General features: G+C 70.5%; 16 protein-coding genes. 7 read left to right on the top strand and 9 right to left on the bottom strand.

Going from position 1 to position 22,766, the window contains the following annotated elements:
- Window positions 1-101: 101 nt before the first annotated feature.
- From SALPAC2_RS0123630 to sigB, 3 genes are all read left to right on the top strand, one after another.
- Window positions 102-3,875: a S8 family peptidase gene (locus tag SALPAC2_RS0123630; protein ID WP_033775321.1), complete on the top strand. Its 3,774-nt coding sequence runs from the start codon at window positions 102-104 to the stop codon at window positions 3,873-3,875.
- Window positions 3,876-4,012: 137 nt separating this feature from the next.
- A complete protein-coding gene (locus SALPAC2_RS0123625) occupies window positions 4,013-4,987 on the top strand; it encodes a hypothetical protein (protein WP_018219099.1) in 975 nt (324 codons plus the stop codon).
- 133 nt (window positions 4,988-5,120) lie between these two features.
- Window positions 5,121-6,119, top strand: a complete 999-nt coding sequence (sigB, locus tag SALPAC2_RS0123620) for an RNA polymerase sigma factor SigB (protein ID WP_018219098.1) — start codon at window positions 5,121-5,123, stop codon at window positions 6,117-6,119.
- 50 nt (window positions 6,120-6,169) lie between these two features.
- Here sigB and SALPAC2_RS0123615 read toward each other — a convergent pair whose 3' ends face one another.
- The 3 genes from SALPAC2_RS0123615 to SALPAC2_RS0123605 all read right to left on the bottom strand — a co-directional run bounded on the left by SALPAC2_RS0123615 (window position 6,170) and on the right by SALPAC2_RS0123605 (window position 11,013).
- On the bottom strand, window positions 6,170-8,761 hold the full coding sequence (locus tag SALPAC2_RS0123615; protein WP_080637021.1) for a bifunctional acetate--CoA ligase family protein/GNAT family N-acetyltransferase: 2,592 nt from the start codon (window positions 8,759-8,761) through the stop codon (window positions 6,170-6,172).
- 56 nt (window positions 8,762-8,817) lie between these two features.
- A complete protein-coding gene (locus SALPAC2_RS0123610; protein WP_018219096.1) occupies window positions 8,818-9,999 on the bottom strand; it encodes an acetoin utilization protein AcuC in 1,182 nt (393 codons plus the stop codon).
- A 147-nt stretch (window positions 10,000-10,146) separates the two neighbouring features.
- A complete protein-coding gene (locus SALPAC2_RS0123605) occupies window positions 10,147-11,013 on the bottom strand; it encodes a sulfurtransferase (protein ID WP_018219095.1) in 867 nt (288 codons plus the stop codon).
- 40 nt (window positions 11,014-11,053) lie between these two features.
- On the opposite strand from SALPAC2_RS0123605, the gene SALPAC2_RS0123600 reads away from it, so the two are divergent.
- Together SALPAC2_RS0123600 and SALPAC2_RS0123595 are read left to right on the top strand one after the other, a co-directional pair.
- Window positions 11,054-11,986: a LysR family transcriptional regulator gene (locus SALPAC2_RS0123600; RefSeq protein WP_018219094.1), complete on the top strand. Its 933-nt coding sequence runs from the start codon at window positions 11,054-11,056 to the stop codon at window positions 11,984-11,986.
- Window positions 11,983-12,903, top strand: coding sequence for a serine hydrolase (locus SALPAC2_RS0123595; RefSeq protein ID WP_018219093.1), 921 nt, complete (start codon window positions 11,983-11,985; stop codon window positions 12,901-12,903). Before SALPAC2_RS0123600 ends, SALPAC2_RS0123595 begins: the two co-directional genes overlap by 4 nt.
- Here SALPAC2_RS0123595 and bla read toward each other — a convergent pair.
- Complete coding sequence (bla, locus tag SALPAC2_RS0123590; RefSeq protein WP_018219092.1) at window positions 12,900-13,820, bottom strand: class A beta-lactamase; 921 nt, start codon at window positions 13,818-13,820, stop codon at window positions 12,900-12,902. The two genes, SALPAC2_RS0123595 and bla, sit on opposite strands and share 4 nt — an antisense overlap.
- Window positions 13,821-14,171: 351 nt before the next feature.
- Here bla and SALPAC2_RS0123580 point away from each other — a divergent pair, with 351 nt between their 5' ends.
- The gene (locus tag SALPAC2_RS0123580; RefSeq protein WP_018219090.1) at window positions 14,172-14,870 is read left to right on the top strand and encodes a metal-dependent transcriptional regulator; all 699 of its coding nucleotides are present in this window, start codon (window positions 14,172-14,174) and stop codon (window positions 14,868-14,870) included.
- Window positions 14,871-14,911: 41 nt separating this feature from the next.
- On the opposite strand, the gene SALPAC2_RS0123575 is transcribed toward SALPAC2_RS0123580, so the two are convergent.
- From SALPAC2_RS0123575 to nrdR, 4 genes are all read right to left on the bottom strand, one after another.
- The gene (locus SALPAC2_RS0123575; protein ID WP_033661977.1) at window positions 14,912-15,151 is read right to left on the bottom strand and encodes a DUF5522 domain-containing protein; all 240 of its coding nucleotides are present in this window, start codon (window positions 15,149-15,151) and stop codon (window positions 14,912-14,914) included.
- A gap of 50 nt (window positions 15,152-15,201) precedes the next feature.
- Complete coding sequence (locus tag SALPAC2_RS0123570) at window positions 15,202-16,140, bottom strand: DUF2332 domain-containing protein (RefSeq protein ID WP_026185079.1); 939 nt, start codon at window positions 16,138-16,140, stop codon at window positions 15,202-15,204.
- Window positions 16,141-16,242: 102 nt separating this feature from the next.
- Window positions 16,243-19,134, bottom strand: a complete 2,892-nt coding sequence (locus SALPAC2_RS0123565) for a vitamin B12-dependent ribonucleotide reductase (RefSeq protein WP_018219087.1) — start codon at window positions 19,132-19,134, stop codon at window positions 16,243-16,245.
- Between the two features lie 171 nt (window positions 19,135-19,305).
- Window positions 19,306-19,770 carry a transcriptional regulator NrdR gene (gene nrdR / locus SALPAC2_RS0123560; RefSeq protein WP_018219086.1) on the bottom strand — a complete coding sequence of 155 codons (465 nt, stop codon included), beginning with the start codon at window positions 19,768-19,770 and terminating at the stop codon, window positions 19,306-19,308.
- A 568-nt stretch (window positions 19,771-20,338) separates the two neighbouring features.
- Between nrdR and lexA the strand changes: the two genes are divergently transcribed.
- Entirely contained in the window at window positions 20,339-21,124 is a 786-nt protein-coding gene (gene lexA / locus SALPAC2_RS0123555; protein ID WP_018219085.1) for a transcriptional repressor LexA, read from the top strand.
- A gap of 25 nt (window positions 21,125-21,149) precedes the next feature.
- On the opposite strand, the gene SALPAC2_RS0123550 is transcribed toward lexA, so the two are convergent.
- Window positions 21,150-22,754, bottom strand: coding sequence for an SMP-30/gluconolactonase/LRE family protein (locus SALPAC2_RS0123550; RefSeq protein WP_018219084.1), 1,605 nt, complete (start codon window positions 22,752-22,754; stop codon window positions 21,150-21,152).
- Between the last annotated feature and the right edge of the window lie 12 nt (window positions 22,755-22,766).

Raw genomic sequence — 22,766 nt, 5'->3', positions numbered from 1 at the left:
CCCCCATCGACTACGAACGATCAGAGACCCGCGCCCTGAAGGCCCAGGCCGCATAACGGAGCCCTCCACGATTCCAGGGGATTGACAGTGGAGGTACGCACATGTCTTATTCTTCAACCCCTTTCGCTGCTGGCGGATCACCGCGACGACTACTCGCCGCAGCCCTGGCCGCCGGGATGATCGCAACCGCAATCACCACGATCGATCCGAACGCCGCAACCGCCGACTCACCCTCGTCAGCCGCAGACCCGGGCACGAACATCGACACGCACCCGGTCGCCACACCGGGCGTCGCCCCGGAGGCGCACACCGTCACCCTGGTCACCGGCGACGTCGTCACCGTCCGCACCTTCCCCGACGGCAGAACCATCGCCGAGGTCGACCAGCCCGACGACACCACCGGCGGCTTCAGCATCCGAGAACACGGCGACGACCTCTACGTCCTACCCGACGAAGCCAAACCACTGCTCGCCGACGACCGACTCGACCAGCGACTGTTCAACGTCACCGACCTCATCGACATGGGCTACGACGACGCCCACACCAGTGAACTACCGCTGATCGCCACCTACCCCGACACCAGCACCCGCACCACCGCCGCACCGGCCGGCGCCACCCTCACCCACGACCTACCCGCCATCAACGGCCACGCCCTCACCACCAACAAGAAAGACACCCGCACCCTCTGGACCACCCTCACCACCAAGGCCACCACCTCCGGCTCCGGGTCCGGTTCCGACGCGATCCGCGAAAGCACCAACGCCGCGAAAATCTGGCTCGACGGCCAAGTCCACGCCGACCTCGCCGACAGCGTCCCCCAAATCGGCGCCCCCGAAGCCTGGGACGCCGGCTACGACGGCGACGGCACCACCGTCGCCGTCCTCGACACCGGTATCGACCCCACCCACCCCGACCTCGTGGATCAAATCCAAGACAGCGTCAGCTTCGTCCCCGACGAAGACACCACCGACGTCAACGGACACGGCACCCACGTCGCCTCCACCATCGCCGGCACCGGCGCAGCCTCCAACGGCGACAACACCGGCGTCGCACCCGCAGCCGACCTGATCATCGGCAAAGTCCTCAACAACAACGGGTACGGCTACGACTCCTGGATCATCGCCGGCATGCAGTGGGCTGCCGAATCCGGCGCCGACATCATCAACATGAGCCTCGGCGGTGGCCAAGCCGACGGACTCGACCCGATGGCCCTCGCGGTGGAAAGCCTCTCCGCGCAGCACGACACCCTCTTCGTCGTCGCCGCCGGCAACAACTCCGGCCTGATCGGCTCGCCTGGCACCGCCGAAAGTGCCCTCACTGTCGGCGCCGTCGACAAACAGGACCAACTCGCCGGCTTCTCCAGCGTCGGACCCCTCGCCCGCACCGGCGCACTCAAGCCCGACCTCACCGCCCCGGGCGTCGCCATCAACGCCGCCCGCTCCCAACACAGCACTGGCGACGGCATGTACCACAGCCTCGACGGCACCTCCATGGCCACCCCACACGTCGCCGGAGCCGCCGCCATCCTCGCCCAACAACACCCCAACTGGACCGGCCAACAACTCAAAACCGCCCTCACGAGCAGCACCGAGGGCCTAGCCGACACCTACAGCGCATACCAGGTCGGCACCGGCCGCCTCGACATCGCCGCCGCAGTCAACACCACCGTACGAGCCACCGGCTCCGTCTACTTCGGCTACTTCGACTGGCCACACCAACCCACCGACACCCCCGTCACCAAGTCGGTCACCCTCACCAACACCAGCACCACACCCGTCACCCTCAACCTCACCACCACCGGCAACGAGGCATTCACCACCGACACCCCCACCGTCACCGTCCCCGCCGAAGGCCAAATAGACGTCCCGGTAACCGGCGACCCAACGGCAGCCGATGTCGGCGAACACACCGGCTACCTCATCGGCACCAACCCCAGCACCGGTGAAACCATCACCCGCACCAGCCTCGGCCTCATCAAAGAAGACGAACGCTACGACCTCACCATCAAACTCCGCGACCACAACGGCGAACCCACCAGCGCTACCGTTTTCGTAAAGACGACAGATTATCCATTCCCTGGATACACCGACGTGGATGGCGAGCGGACGCTACGGCTTCCGCCGGGTTTCTACACTATTTACGCCGAGCTGGAGGTCGCCGGAGAGCGGAGTGACTCGTTGGGCCTCGCCCTGCTGGTCGCCCCCGAGACCGTCCTCGACAAGCCGGCCGAGGTGATACTGGACGCGAGCCAGGCCCAGCTACTCGACACCCAGACCCCGCATGCCACGGAAGACCGGCAGCGCCAACTCAGCTTCACCCTTGAGCACCCCGACTACAAACCCTTCCACTATGGCTACGAGGTTCCGCCTCGGTACGACGACCTGTACGTCCTGCCAACTGAGAAGGGCAGCGAAAGCTCATTCGACCTGGGGGCCCGCTGGCGCAAGGGTGAGCCGGTCCTGAGCCTGCGCGCCCTCGGCCTGCTCCCCATCGACGCCGTCGTCCAACCCGGCAGCACGATCACCACCGGCAATCAGTGGCTCCGCCCCGTCTACGCCGGCACCGGCACCCCCGAGGACTACACCGACCTCGACGCCGAAGGCAAAATCGCCGTCATCAAACGCAGCGACGACATCAGCCCGGCCGACCAGGCCGCTGCCGCGGTAGCCGCCGGAGTCGCACTCCTCCTGATCGTCAACGACAACCCGGGAATCCTCTACGAGTGGGTCGGCGAATCACCCATTCCTGTTAAAGCACCCATTCCCGTTGCCAGCATCCACCGTGACATCGGAAACATCCTGATCAAATTGGCCGAACACGGCGTGCCGCCGCTGAAGGTTAGCCAGGAGCAGTACCCCGACACCATCTACGACCTGGTCCAGGTCTGGCGGGACCAGGTGCCGGACCAGCCGCTCACCTACCACCCGAGGCACAGCGACCTCGCCCGCATCGATGCCCGATACCACGCCGTTCAGGAGACCGAAGGTTACGGCTACCGCAACGACCTGACCTTCGCCATCTCCTATGGGAGCCCCGAGCCGGAGTGGTACCCCGGCACCCGCACCGAATGGGTCACCCCGGGAATCGAGTGGCGCGAAACCCATCAGCAACGCTTCTGGACCGACGCCTCCCACCGCAACTCGTACGAGTTGGGGTCAACCACCACGGTGGACTGGTTCGCACCCGCTGTCCGGCCAGCCTTTGGCCGGACCGACGGCAGTGCGCAGAACAATCGAGCCGGCGACACCATGAGCGTCGAGGTGCAGACGTGGAGCCCGTCGGGCTCCGTGCTTGAACACGGTGGTTTCTACCCGTACCGCGTGGTGCCGACGCACCTGAAGCTCTACCAGGGCGACAACCTCCTGTTCGAGAACACCCGGCACGCTTCGCTGGGGTTGAGGAAGGTGCCGGCCGGCACGCTGCCCTACCGGCTGGTGCTGGACGCGTCCCGCCCGGCCGACGAGTGGCGGCTGTCGACCCGTACCCACACCGAGTGGGACTTCATCTCCAGCACCAACTCGGCTCCCCCAGCCGACCCGGTCCCCATCCCGCTGCTCCAACTCGACTACGAGCTGGAAACCGACCTGCGGGGCGACGTCGAGGCCGGCAGCCACCAAGAAATCAGCATCACCGCCGGACCACGACCCGGTACTACCGGTGCCGGCACCATCACCTCGGTGGAGCTTGAGGTCTCCTACGACGACGGCACCACCTGGCAACCCATCACCCTCAAACAGGGCGACAACGACCGCCACACCGCAACCCTGAAACTGCCGGAACAACCCGACGGCTTCATTTCCGTACGCGCCGCCGCCGAAACCGACGCCGGCTTCGCCATCCGGCAAGAACTCATCCGCGCCTACGGGCTGCGGTGAGGTGGCCGGTGGGGCCCCCGGACCGGTATCGTCCGGGGACCCCGCCGGGGCCTCCGGCCAGCGCGGACGACCGTTCCAGGTGGATCCGGGTGGCGCATGCCCGCCATGCCGCAGCGGGCCGAGGGAGGAAGCCACTCATGCTGGGCGTGTTGGGATTCAGCCCCGACGACGAGGCGATCTACCGCCTGCTGGTCCGGCAGGGTCAGGCCGGACCGGTCGAGCTCGCCGACGCCCTGCGGATGCCCGTCTCGGGCGTGGCGGCGGCGCTGTCCCGCCTCACCGACCGCGGCCTGACCAAGCAGGCATCGGAGGAAGCGTTCTCAGTGGCACCGCCCGCGGTCGCGCTCGGGGCGCTGATCGGCGAGCAGCAGTCCGCGCTGCGCGCCGCGGAGTTGGCCCTCGTCACGCTCGCCGAGGAGTACCGCGGCGCGAGCGCGGAACGCTCCCTCGGCGAACTGATCGAGGTGATCACCGGGGTTGACGCCATCCGGCACCGGTTCGCCCAGGTGCAACACGCCGCCCGGCGGGAGGTTCGCAGCTTCGTCACCCCTCCCTTCGTCGCGGTACCACCGGGTGCCAACACCGTGGAGTCGGTGGCAGCACGACAGGGCGTACGGTTCCGGGTGGTGATCGACCGCCCGGCGCTGGCCGAGCCCGGCGTGGTCGCGGAGACCCTGGAGTCCCTGCGCGACGGTGTGCAGATCCGGGTGACGGAGGCACTACCGATCAAGCTGATCATCGCTGACGCCGCGCTGGCACTGGTCCCGTTGACCGCCACAACCGAGGGCGAGCCCGGTGCGGTGCTGCTACATCGCACCGGACTGCTGGCCGCGATGGACGCGCTGTTCGAAGCCGTGTGGCGATGTGCCCACCCGTTGACCCTGTCGGTGGACGGCACGTTGAGCGAAGACTCCGACGCCGACGGCCCAACCGACCTGGACCGCCAGATCCTGACCCTGCTCCTGGCCGGGCTCACCGACCCGGTCGTGGCCAGCCAGCTCGGTCTGTCGCTGCGCACCCTGCAGCGGCGGCTGCGCCACCTGATGGACCTCGCCGGGGCGGCGTCCCGGATGCAGCTCGGTTGGTACGCCGCCCGAGAAGGTTGGGTGTGACCACGAGCACTCCGGATCCGGCCCCGCCGGGGATCGCACCTCACCCCCGTTTCACGCCCCACGCACCAAGCTGATTGTCAACCGGCGGAACGCGCCGGCTCACGGCACAGACGTGGATACGGGGAGACGAAAGATGGCTCTGCAGATGATGGATCACGGGATACGCCCCACCAGCGGCGCCGACACCCTCACCGATCTGGATGCCACTGACGAACGCGGTGTCTCCACCGATCTGGTCCGGGCCTACCTTCAGGGAATCGGTCGGACGAAGCTGCTGACCGCCGCCCAGGAGGTCGAACTGTCCCGCCGGATCGAGGCCGGGCTCTTCGCCGCGACCAAGCTGGCCACCTGCACACCGGTCTCCGTCGTACTCCGTGCTGACCTGGAGCTCGTCGCCGCCGAGGGGCGCGCGGCGAAGGACCATCTGCTGGAGGCGAACCTCCGCCTAGTCGTCAGCATCGCCAAGCGCTACACCGGCCGCGGGATGGCCTTCCTCGACCTGATCCAGGAAGGCAACCTCGGCCTGATCCGCGCCGTCGAGAAGTTCGACTACACCAAGGGCTACAAGTTCTCCACCTACGCCACCTGGTGGATCCGCCAGGCCATCACCCGCGCCATGGCCGACCAGGCCCGCGCCATCCGCATCCCGGTACACATGGTCGAGCAGGTCAACCGCATGGTGCGGACCCGGCGCGAGCTGTCGGTCGCGTTGGGTCGCGAACCCACGGTCGCGGAGGTGGCGCGGGCGTTGGACATCCCGGAGATCCAGGTGATCGAGCTGATCTCCTACGACCGGGAGCCGGTGAGCCTGGACCAGACCGTCGGCGAGGACGGCGAGAGCCCGCTCGGCGACTTCGTCGCCGCGGTGGACCCGACGGCCAGGACCGAGGACGCCGCCAGCTGCGGCGAGTTGCGCCAGGAGATGCGGGGGGTGCTCGCCACCCTCTCCCAGCGGGAGCAGGCGGTGATCCGGCTCCGGTTCGGGCTGGACGACGGGCGGCAGCGCACCCTGGACGAGGTCGGTCGGGAATTCGGCCTCTCCCGGGAGCGGATCCGCCAGATCGAGAAGGGGACCCTGCACAAGCTCCGTTCCCCGGAGCGGGCCCAGCGCCTGGAGGCGTACGCCTGCTGACCCGCGCGACCAGCTCCGGAAGCGTCAAGGCCACGCCGCGCGGCGGCGCGTCACAGCCGGCGGGGGCCGGTGTCGGGGCGAACGGTAGCGGAACCGAGCCGTACGGTGGCGTGCAGCACCGACAGGCCGTCCGGCCGGGCCAGCACCGGGTTCAGCGTCAGGGTGCGGGCCCGCGGCTGCTCGTCGGCGAGCCGCCCGACCCGCAGTAGCAACTGGGCCAGGGCGCTCCGGTCCACCGGCGCCGCTCCACGATGGCCGCGCAGCAGTGGGGCCGCGCGGGGCTCGTCCACCAACTCCGCGGCGTCGCGGTCGGTCAACGGCACCGCCCGCCAGGCCCGGTCGCCGAGCAGCTCGGTGGCGACACCCCCCACACCGAAGCCCACCACCGGCCCGAACGCCGGGTCCTCCACCAGCTCCACCACACAGGCCACTCCGGGCGGAACCATCGGCTGGACCAGGACGTCCGCCCCAAACTCCGCCGCCATTTTGGCGTACGCGCGTCGTACCCGCGCCTTGTCGGGCAGGTCAAGGCGGACCGCGCCAAGGTCCAGTCGGTGCCGCAGACCGGGGGCGGCGGCCTTGATCGCCACCGGGTATCCCAGCTTTCGCGCCGCCGCGACGGCCTCCTGCTCCGACGCCACCAGCACCGAATCGACCACGTTGATTCCGTACGCCGCGAGTAGCCCGGCCGGGTCGAACGCCTCCGGCCGCAGTGCCGCCTGGGCCGCGTTCCGGTCCACGTCCACCAGTTCCGGGTGCGTGCCGGTGGGGCGACGTAGCCACCCGGCGTACGCGGTGACCTGCCCCAGGGCACGCACCGCCTCCTCCACGCTCGGGTACGCGGGCACCCCGGACGGGGCGCGTCCGGCCAGGAACGTCGCCACGGTGGGCTTGCCGCCGGCAAGCACCGCGGGCAGCGCCGAGGTGAAGTCAGTCTCGGTGTCGGGCAGCTGACCCGGCAGCGGCGGGGCGAAGACCGCCACCAACGCGTCCACCCCGTCGTCGGCCACGGCGGCGCCGAGGGCGCTGGCGAAGTCGGCCGCCCCGGCGTCTGGCCCGACATCGCGCGGGTAGCTGTCGGCGACGGTGAGGCCCATGGCGGTGGCGGCGGAGGCGGCCAACCCGGTCAACGCCGAGGAGTTACCGACGATCCCCACCCGATCGCCGGCGGGCAGCGGCTGGTTGGCCAGCAGCACGCCGACATCGAGCAGTTCGGCGACGGTGGCCACCCGGATCACCCCGGACTGGGCGAAGAGAGCGCTGACCGCGGCCTCGTCCGGACCCGGCGCGGCGGGGCCGGATACGTGGGTCGACGGCGCCAGCGCGACGATCGGTTTCTCCCGTCCGATCCCCCGGGCCAGTCGGGCGAACTTGCGGGGATTACCGAAGGTCTCCAGGTACAGCAGGATCACATCGGTGTTCGGGTCGTCCTGCCAGTACTGCAACAGGTCGTTGCCGGAGACGTCGGCCCGGTTCCCGGCCGACACGAAGCTGGACAGCCCCAGTCCCCGCCGCTCCACCTCGGCCAGCAGCGCCACTCCGAACGCACCGGACTGGCTGAACAGCCCAACTCGACCGGGGACCGGCAACCGCGGGGCCAGCGTGGCGTTCAGGCGTACCTCGGCGCTGGTGTTCGCCATCCCCAAGCAGTTCGGGCCGATGATCCGCATGCCCACCGCGTGCGCCGCCCGAACCAGCCGGCGCTGGGCGACCGCGCCGTCCGCACCGGCCTCGGCGAAACCCGCGCTGATCACGACTAGGCCGTGCGCTCCAGCGGCGGCCGCATCGGCGACGACCGTCTCCACCGCCGCCGGCGGCACCGCCACCACCGCCAGGTCGATCGGCAGGCCTGCCTCGGCGGCCGACGGGTATGCGGGGAGCCCGGCCACCATTCGCGCGCTCGGATGCACCGGCACCACCGCACCGGTGAACCCGTAGTCGCGCAGGTGCCCGAGGACCGCCGCCCCGACTCCCTGCCCGGTGGCGCTGGCGCCGTAGCAGGCGATTCCCCGGGGTGCGAGCAGCCGGGCGACCGACCGGGCCTCGGTACGGTGCTCGCGGCCCCGCTGCACCTCAAGGGTCGCCTCGGTCGGCGCGATCGGGAAGCTCAGGTGCACGACGCCGTCGGCGAACTGACGCCGCACCTGATAGCCGAAGTCGGCGAAGACCCGGAGCATCGCGTTGTTGGCCGGCAGCACCTCCGCCACGAAGGTCGGGATGCCGACCCGCCGGGCCGCGTCGGCGAGGTGCTCCAACAGCACCGATCCGATGCCCCGGCCCTGGTAGGCGTCCTCGACCACGAAGGCGACCTCGGCTTCGGTGGCGGCTGGCCCCAGCCGCTCGTACCGGCCGACCGCGACGATCTGGTCGCTGACCAGCACGACGAACGCCTCCCGGTCGTGGTGGTCGACGTTGACGAACCGCCGCAGGTCGCGCTCGGGAATCCGGGGGTACGGCGAGAAGTAGCGCAGGTAGCGGGTGCGCTCGGAGAAACGCGAGTGCATGGCGACGATGCCCGGTGCGTCCGCTGGCCGGATCGGCCGCAGCTGGACGGTGGTGCCGTCGCTGAGCAGCACGTCCGCCGGCTGTTCACCTGTTTTCACGTCACCTGTGGTCACGCGAGCGTCCTTCCTCCCGGCCACGTTCGCTCCGGTGTCGTCGAAGGTCGGCGCGACCGGCGGGTGACTCGACACGGGCCCTAGTCGCGCGGGTCGTACGGGTCGAGCCCGAGCAGCGGGAACACCGCCTTGCGGGCGGCCACGATGGCCCGGTCCACCGAGTTCGGCTCCCCGGAGGGCTGCCACGACTCGTACGACGGGTTGACGTCGTCGGTCATCCGCAACGGCACCTCCTGCCCCGGACGGCGGACCTGAGCGAGCTCACGCCAGGCGGGCGGACAGAGGGTCGCCGGCGCGAGCGGTTCACCGGTGGCCACCGCGAGCAGGTGGGTCCAGGCCCGGGGCACGACCTCGACCAACGCGTATCCCCCGCCACCGGTGGCGACCCAGCGGCCCGCGCAGAGCTCGTCGGCGAGCGCCCGTAAAGCGAGGTAGGTGGCACGCTGCCCGTCCACCGACAGGCGCAGGTCAGCCAGGGGGTCGAGCCGGTGCGCGTCCGCGCCGCACTGGGTGACCAGGATCTCCGGCTGGAACGCGCGCAGCACCGACGGCACGATCGCGTGGAACGCCCGCTGCCAGCCGGCGTCCTCGACCCCCGGTGGCAGCGGCACGTTGACCGCGGTGCCCTGGGCCTGCGCACCGCCGGTCTCGTCGGGAAACCCGGTGCCCGGGAAGAGCGCGAGTGGAGTCTCGTGCAGGCTCACCGTGAGCACCCGGGGGTCGTCCCAGAAGACCTGTTGCACCCCGTCGCCGTGGTGCACGTCCACATCGACGTAGGCGATCCGGCGCGCGCCTAGGTCGAGCAGGTGGGCGATGGCCACGGCGGGATCGTTGTAGACGCAGAAGCCGGCGGCGCGGTCGGGCATCGCGTGGTGCAGCCCGCCCGCCACGTTGACCGCCCGACGCGCTGTGCCCCGCCAGACCGCCTCTGCCGCCGCGACGGTGGCCCCGGTGACCAACGCGCTGGCCTCGTGCATCTGCGCAAAGACCGGATTATCCGGGGTGCCCAGCCCGAACCCGGTGCCGAGCGGATCCTGCGGGGCAGCTCGCACGGCTGCCAGGTAGGCCGGGTCGTGCACCCGGGTCAGCAGTTCGTCGTCGGCGGGCTTCGGCTCGACCAGCCGTACCCCGGGACGCCCGAGCACACCCAGCTCTCGGGCGAGCGCGACGGTCAGCTCGACCCGTACCGGGTCGAGGGGGTGGTCGCCGAGGTCGTAGGAGAGCAGCGTCTCGTCCCACACCACCACTGTGTCGTCCGACATGGGCCTATCGTCGCACGGGGACTCCGCCGGCCCGTCGTACGCGCTGCCCACGCCGCCGGTGTCGCGCGGCATGGGCAGCCAGTACCCGAAAAATGTGAGCGGCCAGCCGCGACCTGGGTCGCCGCGCCGGCGCCTTGGGGACCGCGGTCAGGCCGGGGTGGTTCCGGGTTCCTGCCCGACCGCGACGGGACGGGACGGGTCGGCGACCCAGTTGCTCCAGGACCCGACGTAGAGGGCGACATCCGGGCGACCGGCAAGGTGCAGGGCGAAAGCCGCCTGCGCGGCGGTAACGCCGGAGCCACAGTAGACGCCGACCGGCTCGGCGGTGTCCACTCCGGCGGCGGCGAACCGCTCCCGCAGCACGTCGGCCGCCGGGAAACGGCCCTCGGTCACGTACTCCGGTGCCGGCAGGTTGACCGCACCCGGCACGTGCCCGGCAACCGGATCGACCGGCTCGGTCTCCCCCCGGTAGCGCGGTGCGGCGCGGACGTCCACCAGCGTCCCCGTCTCGGCCGCGGCCAGCCGGGCGGCCTCGGCCGCGACCAGCACCGGCAGCGCGCCGGGGTGCACCGCAACGTCGCCGGGGCTCGGGGTGGGTGTCTCCGTGGAGGTGGGCAGCCCCGCCGCCACCCAGGCGGGGTGGCCGCCGTGCAGCAGGCGTACGGACCGGTGACCGGCCCAGCGCAGCGTCCACCAGGCGCGGGCGGCGGCCATGCCGTCCCCACCGTCGTAGACCACGACCGGGTGCCCGGTCCGGACGCCGGCGGCCCGCAGCGCGGCCTGGAGGGCGGCGGGTTCGGGTAGCGGGTGCCGGCCGGCGGCGCCGGGCGGGCCGCACAGTTCGGTGTCCAGGTCGACGAAGACCGCCCCGGGCAGGTGCCCGGCGGCGTAGTCGGCGCGCCCGGGTGGGCCGGTCAGGCGCCAGCGGACGTCGAGCAGGGTCGGCGGGTCGTCACCGCGCATCTCGGCGGCGAGCTGGTCTACCTCGACCAGCAGGTTTTCGGTACCGGACATGACGCCCAGTCAACACCATCCACATGCATAGAATCGGCGGGTGGATGTGGTGGCGGCCTGCCGGGCCTTCGTGGCCGTCAGCGGCCACGGCAGCTTCACCTCCGGTGCCGCCGCGGCGGGAATTCCCCAGTCGGTGGCCAGCCGGCGCATCGCCGCCCTGGAGGAGCACTTCGGTGCCCGGCTCTTCGACCGGTCGTCCCGGGCGGTCCGGTTGACGCCGTTCGGGCAGGACATGCTGCGCACGGCACGCCGCCTGGTCGACCTCGCCGACGCGATGACCGAGGACGCCGAGCAGGCTCGGTTGCGCCCACTGCGACTCGCCGTACCCGACAGTTGCCCACCGCACCGCCTAGCCGCCCTGGTGGCCGCCGGGCGGCGGCAACGGACCCAGCTGGAGGTACGGCCGGCCGACCCAGCAGGGCGCGAACAGCTCTGCCGGACCTTGGAGGTCAGCGCCGGGATCGTCGCCGTGCCGGCCGAGGCGGCGGTGTGGCGGGTGCCGCTCGGGCTGGCCTCCCGGACCGCCTTCCCCACCCGGATGGTGTTCCTGGAGACCCTGCGCGCCGGCCGAACCGGCGCTGCGGCGCGACGACGGATCCTCATCCAACCCGAGGACGACGTCGCGCACCTGCGGGACCCGCTGACCCGTACCGGCCAGGCCGTCGGTCTGGCACCGACCCAGGTGGCGGTCACGCCATCCCTGGTCGATGCCGCCGCCCACGCCCTCAGCTCGCCTGACCTGCTGCTCTGTTCGCCACAGCAGGCCGAGGAGTTCGGGCTGCACTGGTGCATCCTGGCTGATCCCCGGCTCCAACGCGGCTACGACATCGCCGCCGGCGCACACCAGGACCTCGAACAGCTGCGTACCGCCCTGCACTCGGACATCGCCCGCTGCCTGGGCGCCCCGGCCGGCCCTCGGGAACCCGCCGGGGACCAGGTGCCGGCCAAGCCGTCGACCGGGGAGCCGAGATGAGTGTCTCCGCCGTGCTGCGCAACGCGCGCGAACTCCTCGAGGAGGCGGGGCTGCACGGCGCTTTCCTCGTCCGCAACCTCGACACCGGCGACGAGATCGGCCTCGACGCGGATGTCCCCTTTCCGGCGGCATCGCTGGTGAAGGTGCCGCTGGCAGTAGCTGTCCTGGAACGGGTGGCGCGCGGGGAGCTCGACCCGGCGATGCCGGTCGACGTCGCACCCGGACTGGTCACCACACCGGGCACCACCGGGCTGAGCCGGTTTCGCCACCCGGCCCGGATCGCCCTGGACGACCTGCTCTACCTGAGCATCGCCATCAGCGACGGGATCGCCGCCGATGCACTGTTCGACCGCACCCCACCGGCCGCGGTCGCCGCCGAGCTGCGGCGACTCCGCATCGAGGGCATCGCCGTACGACACCGGATCAGTGACCTCACCGACACGCCGCGGGAACGGCTCCGCCCCGATGAGGCGCACCTGGCCCAGGCTCTCGCCATCGGCGCCGCGACCGCCGGGAGCGGCCACCCGGTCGCCCAACTCGACGTCACCCGCGCCAACGCCGGGTCGGCCCGGGCCTTCGTTGACCTGCTACACGCCCTCTGGCGGCCCACGGCGATCGGCGAGACCACCGCCGCCCGGGTCCGCGAGCTGATGGCCGACAACGTGCTCCGGCATCGACTCGCACCCGACTTCACCTCCGACGCCGCGCGCTGGTCCTCGAAGACCGGCACCCTGCTGCATCTGCGCCACGAGGTGGGGGTGGTGGACCACGCCGACGGGCAGTCGTACGCGGTCGCCGCATTGACCGCCTCCCGGGTACCCGCCGTCGCGCAGCCGGGGAGCGAGGCGACCATGGCGCATGTCGCGCGGGTGCTGCACGGCTACCTGCGCACGGGCGCCCCGCCCTGGTGGGGTTAGGTTCCCAGCTGGGCGATGACCTCCTCGGCGGCTTCGACGATGAGAGCGTTGTCGAAGCTGGCGTCCGGCTCGTCCCGGGTGGACAGCACGGCGAGGACGATCGGCGCGCGGTCCGGCGGCCAGATCACCGCGATGTCGTTGCGGGTGCCGTACCCGGCCGCTCCGGTCTTGTCCCCAACCACCCAACCGTCGGGGACGGCGGCGCGGATCAGCTCCCCACCGGTGGTGTTGCCCCGCAACCAGGCGTTGAGGATGTCGCGGTCGGTGGGTTCGAGGGCGTCGTCAACGGCGTACTCCCGCAGGTCCTCGGTCAGGGCTCGGGCGGTGCTGGTGTCTCGTGGGTCGCCCGGGGTCGCCTCGTTGAGTTCGGTCTCGTAGCGAGCCGCGTCGGTGACGTTGTCGCCGATCCCCTTCAGTTCCTGCTCGAACCGCTCTGGCCCACCGAGGTGCTCCAGCAGCAGGTTGCCGGCGGTGTTGTCGCTGTAGCGAACGGCGGCGTCGGCGATGGCCCGCAACGTCATGCCCTCGGCGACGTGTTGCTTAGTGATCGGCGAGTAGTCCACCAGATCGTCCGCCGAGTACCGCACCACCTGGTCCAGTTCGGCGTCGGTGGTCGCGTCGAGGACCTCGGCGGCGGCCAGTGCCTTGTAGGTCGAGCCGTAGGCGAACCGCTCGTTGGCCTGGTAGCGGACCGTCCGACCGGTGCCGGTGTCGACCGCGTAGATCCCTAGCCGAGCGTCGAACCTCTCTTCCAGCTGCCGGAACTCGTGGCTCAGGTCCGCAGCGGCTGAGGTACCGACGGTCACCGCGCCGGGCGGCCGCTCCTCGGTCGGGTCCGCGGTGGCGCAGGCGGACAGCGGGATGAGTGCCGTCGCCCCGGCGAGGGCGGCGATCACCCGCCGTGTCGAAATCGTCATCGTGACTCCCTAATTATCGTAAACCCGAACACGGAGAGTGCCCTCGGGCCGGACTTGACCTTGACAGCAGGTTGGGGATGCCGTCGAAGACGGAACGGGTGAAGTTCATGCTGATCTGGCATACGTGTCCCTGCGTCCAGCTCACGCCCACGGGTTGGGCCTCGGCGACCGGCGCCTTCGGTGTGGGTAACATCGACGTACCTCACGCCGAACCTGAGGGCCGGGCGACCGCGTAACCCCAGATCGGATCGGGAACTGCCATGGTCAACCACAACCTGCGGTAGCGGGTCACGTGGATGAGTGGGGGTCCTGCGTGAGACACTTGCCGTCCGATTTGTTTCTCGTTAACGGGTGATTGAGATCATCGCGCACTCACTGGTCGACACGACCGAGATGTACCTACGGACCATCCTCGAGCTCGAGGAGGAGGGTGTGCCGCCGCTGCGTGCCCGCATCGCCGAGCGGCTGCGCCAGAGCGGTCCCACGGTCAGCCAGACCGTCGCCCGGATGGAGCGGGACGGCCTGCTCACCGTTGAGGGCGACCGCCACCTCACGCTCACCGACACCGGCCGCGACGCGGCCGTCTCCGTGATGCGCAAACACCGACTGGCGGAGCTGCTGCTGGTCAACGTGATCGGCATGCCCTACGAGGAGGCCCACGAGGAGGCCTGCCGCTGGGAGCACGTCATGAGCGACGCTGTCGAGCAGCGGGTCTACGACCTGCTCAACCGCCCGACCCGCTCGCCGTACGGCAACCCGATTCCCGGGTTGGAGGCGCTGGGATCGGCGGACCCCTCCGCCACGGAGCCCGCCGAGGGGGAGCGCAACCTGGCGTTCCCCGGTCTCTCCGGCGCGGTCGTGGTCCGGCGGATCTGCGAGAGCCTCCAAAGCAACGCGGACGTGCTGCGCCAGCTGCACGCCGCCGGGGTTGACCCAGGCGCCACGGTGAACGTCGCCCAGGAGCGGGACGGCGTCTCGGTCGACCGCTACGGCGACCGCGTCCGCCTCCCCCGAGAGGTGGCCTCCCGCGTTTTCGTCGCCGCCGGTTGACGCGACTTCGGCAGCCCCGCCCGCACCGGCCAGCTGAGGGTTCAGTCGACGTACGGGCAGTGGCGGCAACCGCGACCGCAGCAGGTACCCCGGCGGGCGAGAAAACCGGCGGTCAGCACGAACAGACCGGTGGTTGGGTCGGGGTAGCCGGCCTCCCCGGCCGCCAGGGCAGCAGCGTGGGCGGCGCAGATCCGCTCGCGTTGCGGGTCCCCGGGCGGCAACCGGGACGGGTGCGGCTCGGTCAACGGCCGATTCGCCAACGGTTTTCGCTCCCCACCCACGCCGGGCAGTGTAGGACCCGACGGTCAGGACCCCGCCGCGGGCCGGGTGGCTAACCGAACCAGGCCGCGGCCTGCCCGTGCGCCTGGGCCCAGGCAAGTGGCTTACCGTCGAGCGCGAGCACATTGTTGAACCCGGCACCGGGCGGCTCGGGCAATCCGTCGTAGGACAGCGCTCGCGGAGACTCCGCGGCGATCCAGTTACCGGGCAGCCCACGAACCACCTCGACGAAGGCGCGGCGTCGGGGCTCCGGCACCAGGTACAGCACCGTGGTGTGGAACACCACCAGGGTCGCCTCGGGTGGGGCCAGTGCGGCCACCGCCGGCAGGTCGTCCACCAGATCGCCGCGGACAAGCAGTGGCGGATCGGCTGCGACCAGGTTCGCCGCCGCCCGCAGCCGCGCCCGCCGGTGGGCATGCTCCGGCCAGATGAGAGCGTCCAACCAGGCGAGATCGTCCGGGTCGGTCACGTCCAGCGGATTGAGGTCCAGCCCGGCCCGCCACACCACGGTGGGGAGCCGACTCGGCGGCAGGGCGCCGGTGAGCGTGCAGTCGAGGAGCGGGCGGCCGGCGCCGCCTAGGAGCTGGCGGTCGTAGCGGTACGCGTACCGGTCGGGATAGAGGCAGAGCCCCGCCGACGCGCCGACCTCCAACAGTGCCAGTGGTTGGGGTAGCGCGGCGAGCAACGGCAGCAGGACGGCGCACCGCCCCGCCTCGTTCGTCTGGGTCGCCCGGCGCTGGATCTCCACCTCGATCGCCGGCCAGTTCGCGACGACGTAGGCGTGGAAGGCCGCCGGGTCCTCGACCGGGCCACCGAGCAGCCGCACCACACCGAAGAGCAGGTTCGGTTGCCGCTTGGGCGGGGGAAGCCGCTCGATCAACGCGAGCAGTTCGGCGTCACCGGAGACCGCCAGAGCCAAGCGCTCGTACGCCGGTGACACGCCACACGCTTCCCGGGTGGCAAAGGTGCGATAGGTATCGGCTGCCGTCATGCCCACAGGATCGCACCACAAAGGAGAGTTCAGGGCCCCACACCGGCTACCGCCCCGTGTGACCTCGGGCACCTCCGCCCGAGGTCACACGGGGCACGTACGTCAGCTACAACCGCTGGTGGAGCCGCAGCCCTCGCAGACGTAGCAGCTGCCGGCCGGGCGCATCTTCGTACCGCAGGTGAAGCAGAGCGGCGCGTCGGCGGCCTTACCGATCACCGCTTCCAGCAGCTCGGTGCTCGACCCCACCGGCGGCGCCGGCTGCGCTGCCGCGACGTCGGCCAGCTCCTGCGCCGGCTGGGCGACCGGGCCGACCTTCGGCTCCTCCGGCCGGGTCTCGACCGGGGCCGACGAGGCCATCGCGGTGAGGTCGGCCGTGTTCGCCTCCGCCTCCGCCTCGGCCGCGAGCTGGGCGGCCCGCTCCTTGGCGGTGAAGATGCCCAGCTCCGCGCGGCGCTCGTACGGCAGGAAGTCCAGGGCCAGGCGACGGAAGATGTAGTCCATCACCGAGGCCGCCATCCGCACGTCCGGGTCGTCGGTCATACCGGCCGGCTCGAAGCGCATGTTGGTGAACTTGCTGACGTACGTCTCCAGCGGAACACCGTGCTGGAGACCGATGGAGATGGCCACCGAGAAGGCATCCATCACGCCGGCCAGGGTCGAGCCCTGCTTCGACATCTTGAGGAAGACCTCGCCGAGGCCGTCGTCCGGGTAGGAGGACGAGGTGAGGTAACCTTCCGCGCCGCCGACCGAGAAGGAGATCGTCTCCGAGGGACGCTTCTTCGGCAGCCGCTTCCGCACCGGCCGGTACTCGATGACCTTCTCCACGACCTTCTCGACCGCGGCCGGCGTCGCCGCCACCGGGGCGGGGGCGGTGGCCTTCTCCTTCTTCGCCACCGAGAGCGGCTGGCCGACCTTGCAGTTGTCGCGGTAGATCGCCAGCGCCTTGAGGCCGAGTCGCCAGCCCTCGAAATAGATCTTCTCGACGTCCTCGACGGTGGCCTGTTCCGGCATGTTGACCGTCTTGGAGATGGCGCCGGAGATGAACGGCTGGACGGCCGCCATCATCCGCACGTGACCCATCGGGGCGATGGAACGCTCGCCCATCGCGCAGTCGAAGACCGGGTAGTGCTCCGGCTTGAGCCCCGGGGCGTCCACCACGTGACCGTGCTCGGCGATGTGCTCGACGATCGCCTCGACCTGTTCCTCCTGGTAGCCGAGGCTGCGCAGGGCGCGCGGCACGGTCTGGTTGACGATCTGCATCGAGCCGCCACCGACCAGCTTCTTGAACTTGACCAACGCCAGGTCCGGCTCGACGCCGGTGGTGTCGCAGTCCATCATCAGGCCGATGGTGCCGGTGGGCGCCAGGACGCTGGCCTGCGAGTTACGCCAGCCGTTCCGGTCGCCGACCTTGTTGCCGAGGGTCCACTGCCGGGTCGCCTCCCGCTGCACCGCCGTGGCAACGGTGCCGGTGGGCTTGATCTCGTCGTTCGCGGCGGCGTGCTTGCGCATGACCCGCTTGTGCGGTTCGGCGTTACGGGCGTAGCCGTCGTACGCGCCGACGATGCCGGCCAGCTCGGCGGAGCGCCGGTACGCGGTGCCGGTCATCAGCGAGGTGATCGCCGCGGCCAGCGTACGACCCTGGTCCGAGCCGTACGGCAATCCGGAGGCCATCAGCAGCGCACCGAGGTTGGCGTACCCGATGCCGAGCTGCCGGTACGCCCGGGTGGTCTCGCCGATCTTCTCGGTGGGGAAGTCGGCGAAGCAGATCGAGATGTCCATCGCGGTGATGACCAGTTCCACCGACCGGACGAACTTCTCCACCTCGAAGCCGCCGTCGGAGCGGAGGAACCGCATCAGGTTGAGTGAGGCCAGGTTGCACGAGGAGTTGTCCAGGTGCAGGTACTCCGAGCAGGGGTTCGAGGCGGTGATCCGCCCGGTCTCCGGGCAGGTGTGCCAGTCGTTGATGGTGTCGTCGTACTGGAGCCCCGGGTCGGCGCACTCCCAGGCCGCCTGCGAGATGGTCCGGAACAGCGGCTTCGCGTCGATCGTGTCGATCACCGTACCGTCGAGCCGGGCCCGCAGGTCGAAGGTGCCGCCGTCCTGCACCGCCGTCATGAACTCGTCGCTGACCCGGACCGAGTTGTTGGCGTTCTGGTACTGCACGCTGACGATGTCCGTGCCGCCCAGGTCCATGTCGAAGCCGGCGTCGCGCAGGGCACGGACCTTGTCCTCCTCGCGCGCCTTGGTGACCACGAACTCTTCGATGTCCGGGTGGTCGACGTCGAGGATGACCATCTTGGCCGCCCGCCGGGTCGCGCCGCCGGACTTGATGGTGCCCGCTGACGCGTCGGCGCCGCGCATGAAGCTGACCGGTCCGGAGGCGGTGCCGCCGGAGGAGAGCAACTCCTTCGAGGAGCGGATCCGGGAGAGGTTGACTCCGGAGCCGGAGCCACCCTTGAAGATCAGCCCCTCCTCCTTGTACCAGTCCAGGATGGAGTCCATCGAGTCGTCAACGGCGAGGATGAAGCACGCGCTGACCTGCTGCGGCGAGGACGTGCCGACGTTGAACCAGACCGGTGAGTTGAAGCTGAACACCTGGTGCAGCAGCATCCAGGTCAGCTCGTGGGCGAAGATCTCGGCGTCGGCCGGGGTGGCGAAGTAGCCGTACTCCTCACCGGCGGTGCGGTAGGTGGCCACCACCCGGTCGATCAGCTGCCGAAGCGACCACTCCCGCTCCGGGGTACCCACCGCACCCCGGAAGTACTTGGTGGTCACGATGTTGGCCGCGTTGACGCTCCACTCCTGTGGGAACTCCACGCCGCGCTGCTCGAAGTTGATCGAGCCGTCCCGCCAGTTCGTCATGATGACGTCCCGACGCTCCCAGGTCACCTCGTCGTACGGGTGGATCCCCTCGGTGGTCCACACCCGCTCGACCTTCAGACCCGCTGCCGCCTTGCTCCGTGACTTGCTCGTTGTCACACCGTCCCCCGGCATCTCATCGCCCCTCGTCCGCGCCCCACGCGCGGCCCTACCGTCAAACCTGTCCGCGTCTCACCCGCGGCCCTGCCCTCTAACCGGTCCGCGGCCCCACGCGCGGCCCGACTGTCTAACCCGTCCGCGTCTCACCCGCGGCACGCTCTGGTGCGGCCAGCTACCCCGACCGCCTCAGCCCTCCTCGCGGACCTGCGCCGCGGTCCGCAGCGTCTCGATCTCCCGCTCGAAGTCGGCGAGCGACTCGAACGACCGGTAGACACTGGCGAACCGGAGGTAGGCCACCTCGTCCAGGTCCTGCAGCGGCCCCAGGATGGCCAGACCGACCTCATGGCTGGGAAGCTCGGCGGCGCCCTTGGCCCGCACGGTCTCCTCGACCTTCTGCGCCAGCAGGGCGATGGAGTCGTCGTCAACCGGACGGCCCTGGCACGCCTTGCGCACCCCGCCGATGATCTTCGTACGGCTGAAGGGTTCGGTGACCCCGCTGCGTTTGACGACCGCGAGGACCGCCTCCTCCACCGTGGTGAACCGCTTGCCGCACTCCGGGCAGGAACGCCGGCGCCGGATCAGCTGACCGTCGTCGGCTTCCCGTGAGTCAACGACCCGGGAGTCGGGGTGCCGGCAGTACGGACACCGCATGGAGCCCGACCTCCTTCGTCGGCCGTGGGCCGAGCCGGGCCGCACCCCGGACACGCCTCACCACGGCGGAGCCGTTCTTAGACGGTCTTCGCCGTGCTGGCGGATGAAGTGCGGTCCGTAGTCGAACCCAACCTATAGGCAACTAAGACCCGATGCCTACTACATCTAGGGGTCGACCGTATGCCGCCGGAGAACCGGGGTCAAGTTGGCGAGCCTGTCCGGCGCGTCACCAAGCGACCTGGATCACCCCGTCCGCGCGGCCCGCCGGACCCGGCTCAGCGCCACCGAGAATTTCAACCCCCTTCGGCCCCGAATCGCTACGGGCATCCAGCGCAACCATCCCCTGCAGCCCACAATTAGCACACAAGTACGACCCGTCGTACTATTTACCAGAACAGGAGTACGACCCAGGCGAGAACCACCCCGACACGCCGACCAACGTCGTACAGATGTTTGAAGAAGGCTGATCTCGCCTATACGGTCAGGGACGACCGGCCCACGACGGCTTCCGGCGCGGGCCAACACCACGAGCGACGGGGCATCCCGGCGCCGACCAGGGAGGACGGACGTGACCGAGGACCGGACCAACCGGCCGAACAGCCCGCAGCAGATCACCGAAGCGGGGCCGGCGAGCACCCGCCGTCGACGTGCCGCGCGGGGCCGCACCGGTTCGCCCGCTGTGCGTCCGGTCACCCCCGTCGTCAGCGCCTACCCCGAACCGGCGACCGTCGACCTCACCGCCCGGCAGCGGCGGATCCTGGAGTTCATTCGCACCTGGGTCGAGCGGCACGGCTACCCGCCAAGCGTGCGCGAGATCGGCGAGGCGGTCGGGCTGGTCTCCCCGTCCAGCGTCGCCTACCAGCTCAAGGAGCTGGAGAAGAAGGGCTTTCTGCGCCGCGACCCAAACCGCCCGCGCGCGGTTGACGTCCGGCCGCCCAGCGATGCCCTCGACGACGAGGCGGCTATCGCACAGCGGCCAGCCCCGGCCTATGTGCCGATGCTGGGCCGGATTGCCGCCGGCGGTCCGATCCTCGCCGAACAGGCGATCGAGGACATCTTCCCGCTCCCCCGCGAGTTGGTCGGCGAGGGAGAGGTCTTCATGCTCCAAGTCAAGGGCGACTCGATGCTGGACGCGGCGATCTGCGACGGCGACTGGGTCGTCGTCCGACAGCAACCCACCGCCGAGTCCGGCGACATCGTGGCTGCCATGCTGGACGGCGAGGCGACGGTGAAGACCTACCGGCGGCGGGACGGACACGTCTGGCTGATGCCGCAGAACCCGGCCTTCGACCCGATTCCGGGCGACGACGCCACCATCATGGGCCGGGTCGTCACCGTGCTCCGCCGCATCTGACGGAGGTAGCCGCCGTACAGCCGGATCAGTAACGGCCGTGCCCACCGCCGTCACGGCGCGGTGGCTGGGCCCGACCACCACCGCCGTGCCCTGGACCACCGGCTCGCCCGCCGTTCACTCCCCCGCCGTGCCCTGGAGCACCGGCTCCCCCGCCATGCCCTGGACCACCGGCTCGCCCGCCGTTCACCCCACCACCGGCTCCCCCGCCGTACACACTGCCGCCACGACCCCCGCCGGCCGGACGACCGCCATCGGCGCCCGGACCGCCGCCCGCGGCGGGACGGGGGCCACCAGCACCACCGGCGGGCCGCCGGCCGTAGACACCAGCGGCGGGACGGCCCCCCTCCGCCGGACGGCCCCCGCCGTGCTCGCGCTTGTCGACCGGAGCCGTCGCCCGGCCCGGCTCCCGACGCACCCCGTGCCCCCCGGCGGGCGGCGCGCCGCCGTACACCGCACCGCGAGGGCGGTCGGTGGCGTCACGTGAACCACTGTCATCGGCCTTCCCACCGGCACCCGTGGTCGCGGCCGGTCGCCGCCGCGCCCGTACGACGCCGGTCAGGCCCGCTGCGACCAGCCCCACACCGATCAGGCCCACGGCGGCGACGGCCAGGTACACCTTCTCCTGCAGGTCGAGGCTGCCGAACCAGGAGGCCGTCGACTCCTCCGCCCCGTCGGCGTTCGTCTCCGGGCCGGACTCCGGCTTCGCCGCTGGCGCGTACGACAGGATGTCGATCGGCTCGCCGTCGTCGAGCTGGGCGCCGTCGGAGACGGTCAGGAAGGTCTTGCCATCCGGGGTATAGGTGATCGCCTCACCAAACGGATCCGCGAGCGGAGTCACCCGCGGTTCCGTCGTCGTCAGCGCCGTCACGAGGTCACCGTCGGCGACGTCGTACTCGAAGGCGTCCGCATAGGTGCGCAGCACCACCCGCGCGCCATCCGGGGAACGCGCGGCCCCGGTGATCGCCGTGCGCCCGAGCCCCCCGAGCGCGTTCTCGGTCTCGGTCGTCGGCAACTCCACCTCGCCGAGCTTCTTCATCTTCCCCGGTGCGGTGTCACCGCTGGGTAGCTCCCCATCAACGGTGAAGATCTCGGCCTTGCCGGAGACGACCTTGGTGATGATCACCGGAACGCCGTCATCGTCGATGACCAGGGCCTCTGCGTCCCGCGGCTCGTTGTCCGGGTAGGCGAGGCGGTGCAGCGTCAGTTTTTCGTCACCGCTTACCGGCATGCTCCACACCGCCACCCGCTCCCGGCGGTTGCTGCTGGTCACGTTGTCGCCGGTGTCGGCGACCCAGAGGGTCTTTCCGTCCGGCGACAACGCCAAGTCCTCGGTGTCCAGGGGACCGCCGACCGAGTAGCGGACCGGATCCCCGGTGACCTCGCAGTCGGCGTCCAGGAAGAAGACCCGCTTGTGGCTCTCCACCTCAGTGCTGTCGTTGATCACGATGTAGCCGCTCTCGGTGGCCACCAGCCCGGACAACTCCCGCAGCCGATCGTCGGTGACGGTGCAACGCTTCTGCCCCTCTGCCACGGCCGGCGACGGCACCATGGCCAGGCTTACACCGATGGCGACGACGGCTGCCCCCAGCAGACTGAGGGAACGCGTGGTCAGGGTGAGGAAGCGACGCATCAGCACAGTGTC

This window comes from Salinispora vitiensis (assembly GCF_000378825.1).
GTDB lineage: Bacteria > Actinomycetota > Actinomycetes > Mycobacteriales > Micromonosporaceae > Micromonospora > Micromonospora vitiensis.
This window is presented reverse-complemented; position numbering and strand designations above follow the sequence as displayed.

Excerpts from the sequence above, each read along its gene's own strand:
- sigB (WP_018219098.1), top strand. The coding sequence starts at position 5,121 with ATGGCTCTGCAGATGATGGATCACGGGATACGCCCCACCAGCGGCGCC.
- SALPAC2_RS0123625 (WP_018219099.1), top strand. The coding sequence starts at position 4,013 with ATGCTGGGCGTGTTGGGATTCAGCCCCGACGACGAGGCGATCTACCGC.
- nrdR (WP_018219086.1), bottom strand. The coding sequence starts at position 19,770 with ATGCGGTGTCCGTACTGCCGGCACCCCGACTCCCGGGTCGTTGACTCA.
- SALPAC2_RS0123605 (WP_018219095.1), bottom strand. The coding sequence starts at position 11,013 with ATGTCCGGTACCGAAAACCTGCTGGTCGAGGTAGACCAGCTCGCCGCC.
- SALPAC2_RS0123610 (WP_018219096.1), bottom strand. The coding sequence starts at position 9,999 with ATGTCGGACGACACAGTGGTGGTGTGGGACGAGACGCTGCTCTCCTAC.
- SALPAC2_RS0123630 (WP_033775321.1), top strand. The coding sequence starts at position 102 with ATGTCTTATTCTTCAACCCCTTTCGCTGCTGGCGGATCACCGCGACGA.
- SALPAC2_RS0123565 (WP_018219087.1), bottom strand. The coding sequence starts at position 19,134 with ATGCCGGGGGACGGTGTGACAACGAGCAAGTCACGGAGCAAGGCGGCA.
- SALPAC2_RS0123550 (WP_018219084.1), bottom strand. The coding sequence starts at position 22,754 with ATGCGTCGCTTCCTCACCCTGACCACGCGTTCCCTCAGTCTGCTGGGG.
- bla (WP_018219092.1), bottom strand. The coding sequence starts at position 13,820 with ATGACGATTTCGACACGGCGGGTGATCGCCGCCCTCGCCGGGGCGACG.
- SALPAC2_RS0123595 (WP_018219093.1), top strand. The coding sequence starts at position 11,983 with ATGAGTGTCTCCGCCGTGCTGCGCAACGCGCGCGAACTCCTCGAGGAG.
- SALPAC2_RS0123570 (WP_026185079.1), bottom strand. The coding sequence starts at position 16,140 with ATGACGGCAGCCGATACCTATCGCACCTTTGCCACCCGGGAAGCGTGT.